The 10931-nt window shown below is 63.5% G+C and carries 11 protein-coding genes; 9 read left to right on the forward strand and 2 right to left on the reverse strand.

What is annotated here, in order from left to right:
- The first annotated feature begins 121 nt into the window (after positions 1-121).
- Both EOB49_RS04380 and xylB read left to right on the forward strand, forming a co-directional pair.
- Positions 122-1444: a tetratricopeptide repeat protein gene (locus EOB49_RS04380; RefSeq protein WP_127380249.1), complete on the forward strand. Its 1323-nt coding sequence runs from the start codon at positions 122-124 to the stop codon at positions 1442-1444.
- An 82-nt stretch (positions 1445-1526) separates the two neighbouring features.
- Positions 1527-2981 carry a xylulokinase gene (gene xylB, locus EOB49_RS04385; RefSeq protein ID WP_127380250.1) on the forward strand — a complete coding sequence of 485 codons (1455 nt, stop codon included), beginning with the start codon at positions 1527-1529 and terminating at the stop codon, positions 2979-2981.
- A gap of 197 nt (positions 2982-3178) precedes the next feature.
- On the opposite strand, the gene EOB49_RS04395 is transcribed toward xylB, so the two are convergent.
- Positions 3179-3541 carry a nuclear transport factor 2 family protein gene (locus EOB49_RS04395; protein ID WP_127269938.1) on the reverse strand — a complete coding sequence of 121 codons (363 nt, stop codon included), beginning with the start codon at positions 3539-3541 and terminating at the stop codon, positions 3179-3181.
- Positions 3542-3653: 112 nt separating this feature from the next.
- Here EOB49_RS04395 and xylA point away from each other — a divergent pair, with 112 nt between their 5' ends.
- From xylA to EOB49_RS04410, 3 genes are all read left to right on the forward strand, one after another.
- On the forward strand, positions 3654-4979 hold the full coding sequence (gene xylA / locus EOB49_RS04400) for a xylose isomerase (protein WP_127380251.1): 1326 nt from the start codon (positions 3654-3656) through the stop codon (positions 4977-4979).
- A gap of 253 nt (positions 4980-5232) precedes the next feature.
- The gene (locus EOB49_RS04405; protein ID WP_127380252.1) at positions 5233-5709 is read left to right on the forward strand and encodes an N-acetyltransferase; all 477 of its coding nucleotides are present in this window, start codon (positions 5233-5235) and stop codon (positions 5707-5709) included.
- A 177-nt stretch (positions 5710-5886) separates the two neighbouring features.
- Entirely contained in the window at positions 5887-6096 is a 210-nt protein-coding gene (locus EOB49_RS04410; RefSeq protein ID WP_127270186.1) for a hypothetical protein, read from the forward strand.
- Between the two features lie 63 nt (positions 6097-6159).
- On the opposite strand, the gene EOB49_RS04415 is transcribed toward EOB49_RS04410, so the two are convergent.
- The gene (locus EOB49_RS04415) at positions 6160-7140 is read right to left on the reverse strand and encodes a GlxA family transcriptional regulator (protein WP_127380253.1); all 981 of its coding nucleotides are present in this window, start codon (positions 7138-7140) and stop codon (positions 6160-6162) included.
- A gap of 131 nt (positions 7141-7271) precedes the next feature.
- Here EOB49_RS04415 and EOB49_RS04420 point away from each other — a divergent pair, with 131 nt between their 5' ends.
- The 4 genes from EOB49_RS04420 to EOB49_RS04435 form a co-directional block, all read left to right on the forward strand.
- Complete coding sequence (locus tag EOB49_RS04420) at positions 7272-8189, forward strand: 3-keto-5-aminohexanoate cleavage protein (RefSeq protein WP_127269383.1); 918 nt, start codon at positions 7272-7274, stop codon at positions 8187-8189.
- A 22-nt stretch (positions 8190-8211) separates the two neighbouring features.
- On the forward strand, positions 8212-8841 hold the full coding sequence (locus tag EOB49_RS04425; RefSeq protein ID WP_127380254.1) for an HD domain-containing protein: 630 nt from the start codon (positions 8212-8214) through the stop codon (positions 8839-8841).
- Positions 8838-9941 (forward strand): carnitine 3-dehydrogenase, encoded by a 1104-nt coding sequence (locus EOB49_RS04430; RefSeq protein WP_127380255.1) that lies wholly within the window; start codon positions 8838-8840, stop codon positions 9939-9941. Before EOB49_RS04425 ends, EOB49_RS04430 begins: the two co-directional genes overlap by 4 nt.
- Positions 9942-9945: 4 nt before the next feature.
- On the forward strand, positions 9946-10931 hold a 986-nt coding region (locus EOB49_RS04435), incomplete at its 3' end, for an acyl-CoA dehydrogenase (RefSeq protein WP_245472472.1).

A 10931-nucleotide genomic window follows, 5' to 3' on the forward strand; every position in this document is an offset into this window, starting at 1 on the left:
CTGCAAAGACTACTGAAATGATCTGGCGTAGCGTGCGGTTGGCGTGTCCGTGGCCCATGCTTTAGGATCGGTTTGGGCCGAAGGATCGAGGCCCTGTCACGGATCGATGAAAGGACATCGCATGGCAACCAGGGACGCATTCGGCCTGGCGCTTTCGGGCGCGACGGCGGCGGGATCCACCCCCTACAGCCAGGCGGTGCGTGAACTGCAGTGCTTCATCGGCGACCCCGTAGCCTCCGTCGACCGCGCCATCGCGGAAGATCCCGGCTTCGTCATGGCGCATGTCTTCAAGGGCTATCTGTTCGGCCTCGCCACCGAGCGGGAGGCGACAGCGGTGGCCAAGGCTTGCCATGAGGCGTCACTGCCGCTTGCCGCGACCACGCGCGAGCGGGCGCATGTCACAGCCCTGGGTCATCTCGCCAACGGACGCTGGCATCAAGCCAGCCGCATTCTCGAGGACATCACCATCGAGACCCCGCGCGACGGGCTGGCGCTGCAGGTCGGCCACCAGATCGATTTCTTCACCGGCAATGCACGCATGCTGCGCGACCGCATCGCACGCGCCCTGCCGTCCTGGCAAAGCGGCATGCCCGGCTACCACGCCATGCTCGGCATGCACGCCTTCGGGCTGGAGGAAATGGGTGACTTTGTCAGGGCCGAGCAGCTTGGCCGCGCGGCGGTCGACATCGAGCCGCGCGACGGCTGGGCGCAGCATGCCGTCGCCCATGTCATGGAAATGCAGAGCCGGCAAAAGGATGGCATCGCCTGGATGCTGACCAACCCGGAAGCGTGGACAAGGGAGAGTTTCCTGCAGGTCCACAATTGGTGGCACCTGGCGCTGTTCCACTATGATCTCGGCGAGACCGACGCGGTGCTGGCCCTCTATGACGGCCCCATCTACAGCGTGCAATCGACGATGGCGCTCAACATGGTCGATGCCTCGGCAGTCCTGTGGCGGCTCGCCCTCGGCGGCGTCGATGTCGGCGACCGCTGGGCGGCGCTCGCCGCCAATTGGCATAAGGCCGGCGCCGGCAATTATGCCTTCAACGATGCCCACGCGATGATGGCCTTTGTCGGTGCAGGGTTAGATGCGCCGGCCCTCGCTTTGCTTGAGGCTCAGCGCGAGGCCATGCGTGGCAGCGACGACAATGCGGCTTTCACGCGGGATGTCGGCCATCCGCTGACGCTCGCCATCAAGGCATTCGGTGAGGGCAGTTACGCCGAGACCGTGCGCCTGATCCGGCCGATCCGGTCGATCTCCCATCGCTTCGGCGGCAGCCACGCCCAGCGCGATGTTATCGACCTGACGCTGATCGAGGCAGCGTTGCGCGCCGGTGAGGGTGCGCTGGCCAGGGCGCTCACGGCCGAGCGTTCGATGGCGCGGCCCGACAGTCCGCTGTCAGCGCTGTTTGTGCGACGCGCCGCCGATTTGTCGGAGAATTGACCCGAAGCGGATCTTGTTTTAAAAACTGGCCAAGCCAGATTTTTTCGAGACCCGAAAAAATTAACTGGCGTGGGAGGAAGACATGTATCTGGGCCTCGATCTCGGGACGTCGGGCGTCAAGGCGCTGCTGATCGATGCCGGGCAAACCGTCGTCGGTTCCGGCCATGGTTCGCTTGATGTTTCACGGCCGCATCCCGGCTGGTCGGAACAGAATCCCGAGCACTGGATCCGGGCTTGCGAAGACGCAATCGCCGAGCTCAAATCCTCCCATCCGGATGAACTCGCGGCAGTCAAGGGCATTGGCCTGTCCGGGCAGATGCATGGCGCCACGCTGCTCGACGCCGCCGACAAGGTGCTGCGTCCCTGCATCCTGTGGAACGACACGCGCAGCCATGCCGAGGCGGCTGTCCTCGATGCCGATCCGCGCTTCCGCGCTCTGACCGGCAACATCGTCTTTCCCGGTTTCACCGCGCCGAAACTTGCCTGGGTGAAAAACAACGAACCCGCTCTCTTCGCCAAGGTCGCAAAAGTGCTGCTGCCCAAGGATTTCCTGCGGCTCTGGCTTTCGGGCGAACACATTTCGGAGATGTCGGATTCTGCCGGTACCTCCTGGCTCGATGTCGGCAAGCGGCGCTGGAGTACGGACCTGCTCGCAGCGACGTCGCTCGACGAGAAGCAGATGCCGTCGCTGGTCGAGGGTACGCACAAGGCAGGCGCACTGCGCAGTGAATTGGCCTCGAAATGGGGCGTCCAGGCCGGCATTCCGATCGCCGGCGGCGCCGGTGACAATGCGGCCTCGGCCTGCGGCATGGGCACGGTCGGCGCCGGCCACGCTTTCGTTTCGCTCGGTACATCGGGCGTGCTGTTTGCCGCCAACGCTTCCTACCTGCCCAACCCGGCTAGCGCGGTTCACACCTTCTGCCACGCCCTGCCGAACACCTGGCACCAGATGGGGGTCATCCTGTCGGCAACGGATTCGCTCAATTGGCTGTCCGAAATCACCGGGAAGAGCGCCGGCGAATTGACCGCTGAACTCGGCGACACATTGGAGGCGCCCAGCGGCGTGTCCTTCCTGCCTTATCTCTCGGGTGAGCGCACACCCTACAATGATGCCGCCATTCGCGGCGCGTTCGCCGGGCTGGCGCATGAATCGAGCCGTGCCGTGCTGACCCAGGCCGTGCTGGAGGGTGTGGCCTTTGCCTTCCGCGACAGCCTCGAAGCCCTGGCCACGGCCGGCACTGCCTTGACGCGGGTGACGGCGATCGGCGGCGGTTCGCGCTCGCGCTACTGGTTGAAGGCGATTGCGACCGCGCTTCAACTGCCTGTCGACATTCCCGCCGACGGCGATTTCGGCGCCGCCTTTGGTGCCGCACGGCTCGGCCTGATCGCGGCGACGGGTGCCGATCCGCTAGAAATCTGTACGGCACCGAGGACGGATGCGACGATCGAACCGGACGCGGCGCTTGGCGGGGTCTATGCCGACGCCTATCAGCGCTACCGGGCGCTGTACCCGGCAATCAGGGCTGTAACCGCGTGATTCAGTGCGAGGCGCCCCCCTCTGCCCTGCCGGGCATCTCCCCCTCTAGGGGGGAGATCGGCAGCGTTGACGGCTTTACTCGTCTTGCAAGGTTGATAATTAGCGATGGCGGGAAAGACAGCCAATCTCCCCCCTTGAGGGGGAGATGGCCGGCAGGCCAGAGGGGGGCGCTTCGCACCCGCCTCGCCCAGAAGTCCTCACTGCGCAGGCACCTTGTCGAGAAAGCCGGTGACGCTCTTCAGGCGGCCGTTCTCGATGATTCCGATATCGGTGCCTTCAATCACCGAAGGCGTCCCCTCAGGTCCGAGATTCCACGAGAAGCGTATCTTGTCGGCAAAACCGTCCGGCGTGCCCTTCAGCGAGAACCGGAAGCCGGCAAAGCGCTGCTGCACGCCGTCGATCAGAGCCGCGACGCCTTCATGGCCGTCGCCCTGCATGAGCGGATCACGATAGCTGACGTCTTCCGTGAAGGTCGCCTTGAGCAATTCGGTCCGGCGGACGGCATCGCTTTCGTTCCAGGCGGTGATGTAGTTTTCAGCGATCTTGGTGAGGTCGGTCATGGTCTGTCTCCTTCATTTGACGGTTTTGACATGACCCTTTTCAACCGGCGCTGGCCTGAAACCAATTACGCCTGAGGTAATGGCGGCAGAACTTTGTGAGAGGACAGAAATCATGAGCAGCGGATTTTTCGGCGACATCAAGAAAATCAAATATGAAGGGCCGGATTCGACCAATCCGCTGGCCTATAGGTTCTACAATCCCGACGAGCTCGTCGCCGGCAAACGGCTGGAAGACCATCTGCGCTTCGCCGTCGCCTACTGGCACTCCTTTGCCTGGCCGGGCGGCGATCCGTTCGGCGGCCAGACCTTCGACCGGCCGTGGTTCCCCAAGGCAGGTGGCACCGACACGATGGAGCTGGCAAAGCTGAAAGCGGACGTCGCCTTCGAGATGTTCTCGCTGCTCGGCGCTCCCTATTTCTGCTTCCACGACGCCGATGTGCGGCCGGAAGGCAAGGACTTTTCCGAAAGTGCCGCGCGCCTCGATGAGATCGCCGATTACTTCGCGGGCAAGATGAAGCAGACCGGCGTCAAGCTGCTTTGGGGCACCGCCAATCTGTTCTCCAATCGCCGCTTCATGTCGGGGGCGGCCACCAATCCCGATCCGGATGTCTTTGCCTACGCGGCGGCGACGGTAAAAAGCTGCATCGACGTCACCAAGCGGCTGAAGGGCGAAAACTACGTGCTGTGGGGCGGGCGCGAAGGCTATGAGACGCTGCTCAACACCGACCTCGCGCGCGAGCAGGAACAGGCCGGCCGGTTCCTCAGCATGGTCGTCGACTACAAGCACAAAATCGGTTTCAAGGGCACGATCCTGATCGAGCCGAAGCCGCAGGAGCCGACCAAGCATCAGTACGATTACGATGTCGCCACGGTCTACGGCTTCCTCAAGCGCTTCGGGCTGGAGAAGGAGGTCAAGGTCAATATCGAGCAGGGCCACGCCATCCTGGCCGGCCATTCCTTCGAGCACGAACTGGCTCTGGCCAATGCGCTCGGCATTTTCGGCTCGATCGACATGAACCGCAACGACTATCAGTCGGGATGGGACACCGACCAGTTCCCCAACAACGTGCCGGAAATGGCGCTGGCCTACTACCAGGTCCTGCAGGCCGGCGGCTTCAAGACCGGCGGCACCAATTTCGACGCCAAGCTGCGCCGCCAGTCGCTCGATCCGCAGGACCTGCTGATCGGCCATATCGGCGGCATGGACTCTTGCGCACGTGGCCTGAAAGCCGCGGCCCGCATGGTTGAGGACAAGGCGCTATCGGCGCCGCTGGCCGAACGTTATGCCGGCTGGAACACGGCCGAGGGCAAGGCGATGCTCGCCGGCAAGCGCACGCTTGAGGATATCGCCGAGCGTGTCGTCAAGAAGAAGATCGAGCCGCAGCCGAGGTCCGGCCGCCAGGAACTGCTGGAAAATATCGTCAACCGCTACGTGTAAGGCGCACGCCGCTCCATCTCTGGACCGACATCCGGCACCACTGGCTGAAAGCCGCCGCCATCGCTATCTGCTAGTCAGCCCACTTCGCGAGAGGCTGCCGAGGATCGCACAGATCTTCGGCAGCCAGCGTGAGATCAAGATGCCACGCATGTCGCCGAAAGAAGGCCCGTGCGGCAGCCTTTATTTTTATGCATGTCGTCATTCCCAAAACCGCTGTGCACTTTTGGGCGACATGCATTGGCGGGAGACGGAAATGGCAGAGGATCGAATCATCGTGCGCCCGGCGCAGGCAAGCGATATTCCGGCGTTGAAGCAGGTGCTGCAGGAGACGTTCGAAGGCACATGGCTGCCGAACATCACCGAAGCAGCGGCGCGGCGCTACGTCGAGACGGATATTGGCGGGCGCTATGTCGACCGGAGCTGGCCTGAGTTCGCCGTTGCCGAGATCGATGGCGAGGTCGCCGGCCTGATCCATTGGCGCGCCGATTTCATCGAGGCCCTGCACGTCATGGCGTCCCGTCAAGGCCAAGGTGTCGGCCGCAAGCTGCTCTCCCATGCCGAACAGGCAATCGGCACCGCCGGGTTGTCGCAGGCGCGGCTGGAAACCGACACGTTCAACCTGCCGGCACAAGCCCTCTACAAGGCGGTCGGCTATGTCGAGAAAAACCGCTATCCAGACGACGAATGGGACAGTGGCTTCACCACGGTGCTGTTCGAAAAGCGGCTGTAGATCTCTCCTTGACCTGACCTGCCGGGACGCAGGAACAGCTTTGCGCATGGCCCGGTCCCGCGACACGGTTTTGCCCTTCGACGCCCTTCAATGACCTCGCTCTTGCCTTCAAACTGCCGTCACGTTTCTCGTATAAGAGTGGCTCGTGGCGGGAGAGGAAGAAGGAGGCGAACCGATATGCAGAACGAACGTGAAATCGACGCCCTGCTCTCACCTGGCGAGGCCGGATCGATCATCGACCGGCTGATGGCGATGCCGCATCCGAAGGACGGTACGCGCCGCTCCAACGAATGGGACCGCGCCGTTGCCAGCCGTTTCGAGACCCATCTTGCCAGACAGATGCGCTCGCAGATCGACGGCGGCAGTGACCGTCAGAACGCTGCCTGAGCTCTCCGACCTTGTGCATGTCGTTATCCCAAAACCGCTACACACTTTTGGGCGACATGCACATCAACCCCTCCGCAATCTGACCGGCGCTTCTCCGAAAGCCCTTGAAAATGCCCTCGAAAATGCCGCGGCGGACGAGAACCCGGTCCGCCCGGCAATATCGGCCATGGCAACCCTCGTATCGACCACCAGCCGGCGCGCGGCGCCGAGGCGCAGCCTGAGATAATAGGCGCCCGGCGTCTCGCCGATCGATTTGCGAAAGATGCTTTCCAGCGTCCGTGCCGTCACCCCGGCGCGCTTGGCCACCGCTTCGATGGTCAGCGGCTGGTCGACATGCGATTCCATCAGCCGGATGGCTTGCGCAAGGCGCGGGTCGTAGCCGTCGAGCCGGCCGAGCGAGACCAGCGGCTGTGCGTCGGTGGCGGCGCGAGCCTGGTCGTAGATGAAGACGCTGGCGACATCGAGCGCCACGGCCATGCCGAGCCGCGTGCGGATGAGATGCAGCATCAGGTCGAAGGTCGGTGACGCGCCACCCGACGTGAACACCGGCCCGTCGATGACATAGCGGTCAGGGCGGACATCGACGCCGGGGAAGGACGAGGAAAAATCCTCCATGTCCTCCCAGTGGGTGGTGGCGCTGCGCCCTTCCAGCAGGCCCGCGCGTGCGACCAGCCAGGTGCCCGCCTCGACGCCGCCGCAAGCACGCGCCGTGCGTGCGGCCCGGCGCAGTCCCGACAACAGAGCCGAGGTTGCATAGTTCTGGGTGCCGAAGCCAGCGACGACGACCAGAACGTCGGACGGCTCGGCCGCGTCGAAACGGCCGCTGACCGCCACCGGCAGGCCGCATGTGGTGACCGGAGCCTCGCCGGTCACCGAGACCAGCCTGAAATCGAACAGGGTCTCGCCGGAGATACGGTTGGCGGCGCGCAGCGGATCGACGGCGGATGCGACGCACATGATGGACGAGCCGGAAAACACCAGCAGCGTCACCTTGAGCGGCAGACGCTCGGCGCGAAAGATCGTTGGTTTTTCGCTTTTCGTCATGGAAGCTTCGTAAAACGCAAAACAGTTTCCGGCAAGTCGGGCATTGTTGATTAGTCTTTGTGCATGTCGTTATCCCAAACCGGTCCCACTTTTGGGCGACATGCATAGTGTTTCTATCGGAGGAGAGTTCTATGCCGCTTGCGATGAACCGTGAGGTCTTCATTACCTGTGCCGTGACCGGGTCCGGCGGGTCGCAGGACCGCAGCCCTCATGTGCCGCGCTCGCCAAAGCAGATCGCCGATTCGGCCATCGACGCGGCCAAGGCTGGCGCCGCAATCGTGCATTGCCATGTGCGCGATCCCGAGACCGGCAAGCCCAGGCGCGATGTGCATCTCTACCGCGAAGTGACCGAGCGCATCCGCGAGGCCAATGTCGACGTCGTGCTGAACCTGACCGCCGGCATGGGCGGCGACATGGTGTTCGGATCGCCGGAAGCGCCGTTGCCGCTCAACGAAAAAGGCACCGACATGGGCGGCGCCACCAACCGCATGGAACATGTGCGCCAATGCCTGCCGGAAATCTGCACGCTCGACTGCGGCACCATGAATTTCGCCGAGGCCGACTATGTCATGACCAACACGCCCGGCATGCTTCGCGCCATGGGCGGCATGATGACGGCGCTCGGCGTCAAGCCGGAGATCGAGGCCTTCGACACCGGTCATCTGTGGTTCGCCAAGCAGCTGGTCGAGGAAAAGGTGCTCAATCCGGATGCACTGGTGCAGCTTTGCATGGGCGTGCCGTGGGGGGCGCCCGACGACCTCAACACCTTCATGGCGATGGTCAACAATGTGCCGTCGACCTGGAACTGGTCGGCCTTTGCCATCGGCCGCAACCAGATGGCCTATGCTGCTGCGGCGGTGCTGGCCGGCGGCAATGTCCGCGTCGGTCTCGAAGACAATCTCTGGCTCGACAAGGGCGTACTGGCGACCAATGCGCAGTTGGTCGAGCGCGCCGCCAGCATCGTCACCAATCTCGGCGCCAGGATCCTTGGGCCGGAAGAGGTACGGCAGAAGCTCAACCTCACCAAGCGGGCGCCGATCGCGGCATAAATTATTCGTCGGGAGGGTCGGCATGACTACCGTAAAATTCACCGCGATGAAGGATGGCGACCGGGACGACTACGAGTTCCTGACCGCGCATGAGATCGATTATGCCGCCAGGACCGGCGAGCGGCTGCTCGATGCGCTGGTGCAGCTCGACGCGGGCCTATCGGGCTACAAGATCACCCGGCTCGGCCATTCGCTGCAGGCGGCGACGCGTGCCTGGCGCGACGGCGCCGACACCGACTGGATCGCCTGCGCGCTACTGCACGACATCGGCGACATCTACGCGCCATACAATCACGACGAATATGCCGCTTCGATCCTGAAACCCTTCGTGCGCGAACAATGCACTTGGGTGGTGGAGAAACATGGCGACTTCCAGCGGCTCTACTATGCCCATCACCTCGGCGGCAACCGCCATGCGCGCGACCGCTTTGCCGGCCACGCCTATTTCGACGATTGCGACCAGTTTTGCGAGCGCTGGGACCAGTCGAGCTTCGACCCCGACTATGACACGCTGCCGATCGAATTCTTCCGGCCCTTCGTCCTCGAAGTCTTCGCCCGCAAGGCCTACGACCCGTCCGTGATCCGCGCCGGCGAACGCGTGCCGCTCATAGATCCCACAACCGCCTTGACCAGAACCGGAGCTTCCGCATGAGCATCATCAACAAGGCAGCCGCCATCGGTGGCGGCGTCATCGGCGCCGGCTGGGTGGCGCGGCTGCTGCTCAACGGCATCGACGTGTCGATCTTCGATCCCGATCCCGAGGCGTCGCGCAAGGTCGGCGAAGTGATGAAGGGCGCGCGCCGCGCCTACAAGCAGATGGTGCCCGGCGGTTTGCCGAAAGAGGGCAAGCTGACCTTCGCCAAGACCATCGCCGAGGCGGTGGCCGATGCGGACTTCATTCAGGAAAGCGTGCCGGAACGGCTCGACCTCAAGCACCGGGTGCTCGCCGAGATCGATACCCACGCGCCGGCCAATGCGATTGTCGGTTCCTCGACCTCCGGCATCAAGCCAACCGACATGCAGGTGGCGATGAAGAAGCATCCGGAGCGGCTGGTCGTCGGCCATCCGTTCAACCCGGTCTATCTCCTGCCGCTGGTCGAGATCGTGGGCGGCGAGCAGACCTTTCCCGAGGCGATCGAGGTCGCCAAGGAGATGTATGCCTCGATCGGCATGAAGCCGGTCGTCATCCGCAAGGAGATCGAGGCCTTCGTCGGCGACCGCCTGCTCGAAGCGGCATGGCGCGAGGCGCTGTGGCTGATCAAGGACGGCATCTGCACGGTCGAGGAACTCGACGACATCATGCGCTACGGCTTCGGCCTGCGCTGGGCGCAGATGGGCATGTTCCAGGTCTATCGCGTCGCCGGCGGCGAGGCCGGCATGCGCCACTTCATGGCGCAGTTCGGACCCTGCCTGAAATGGCCATGGACCAAGCTGATGGACGTGCCGGAGTTCAACGACGAGTTGGTCGATCTGATCGCCACGCAGTCGGACGACCAGGCGCATGGGCTGTCGATCCGTGAGCTGGAAAAAATCCGCGACGACAATCTGGTCGCCATCATGGATGCGCTGTCGAAGCAGAACAAAGGCAAGGGCTGGGGCGCCGGCGCCCTGCACAGGGACTATACCAGGCAACTGGCCAAGCTGGCGGCGAAGAAGCCCACGGCCTCCAAGGCGGCCGAGAAGGCCAAAGCCTTGAAACCGGTCAAGAAAGCCGAAAAGCCGAAGAAAAAGCCCGGCAAGAAGAAAGGCTGAGAGCATGGATTTCGGGCTGTCGGAGGAACAGAGGCTCATCGTCGAGACGACGCGTGCGTTCGTCGAGAACGAGCTTTACCCGCATGAGCGCGAGGTCGAGCGCACCGGCGTGCTGCGCCGCGACCTGATCGAGGAGATCAAGGTCAAGGCGATCGAAGCCGGGCTCTATGCCGCCAACATGCCGGCCGATGTCGGCGGTGCTGGCCTCGATACGGTGACTTGGCTGCTCTACGAAAAGGAGCTTGGCCGCGCCAATTATGCACTGCACTGGACCTGCGTGGCGCGCCCGTCCAACATCCTTTTGGCCGGCACGCCGGAGCAGCGCGAAAAGTACCTGTTCCCCTGCATCCGCGGCGAGAAATGGGACTGCCTGGCGATGACCGAGCCGGGCGCAGGCTCCGATTTGCGCGGCATGAAGGCGACGGCGGTGCAGGACGGCGACGACTGGGTACTGAACGGCACCAAGCATTTTATCTCCCACGCCGACCTCGCCGACTTTGCCATCGTTTTCATGGCCTCAGGCGAAGAGGATTCGCCGCGCGGCAAACGCAAGAAGATCACCGCATTCTTCGTCGACAAAGGGACGAAGGGCTTCACCGTCCGCGATGGCTACCGCAACGTCTCGCATCGCGGCTACACCAACGCCATCCTCGAATTCGACGATTGCCGGCTTCCCGCCGCCCAAGTGTTGGGCGAAGTCCACAAGGGTTTCGACGTCGCCAATTCCTGGCTCGGCGCCACCCGGCTGCAGGTCGGCGCCACCTGCCTCGGCCGTGCCGAGCGGGCGCTTGGCCATGCCATCGAGTATGCCGCGCAGCGCCAGCAGTTCGGCCAGCAGATCGGCAAGTTCCAGGGCGTATCGTTCAAGCTTGCCGACATGGCGACCGAATTGAAGGCCGCCGACCTGATGGTGTTCGAAGCCGGCTGGAAGTACGATCAGGGCACAGTCACCGACCAGGACATGGCCATGGCCAAGCTGAAGGCCACCGA

The organism is Mesorhizobium sp. M7A.F.Ca.MR.148.00.0.0 (assembly GCF_003997735.1).
Classification (GTDB): Bacteria; Pseudomonadota; Alphaproteobacteria; order Rhizobiales; family Rhizobiaceae; genus Mesorhizobium.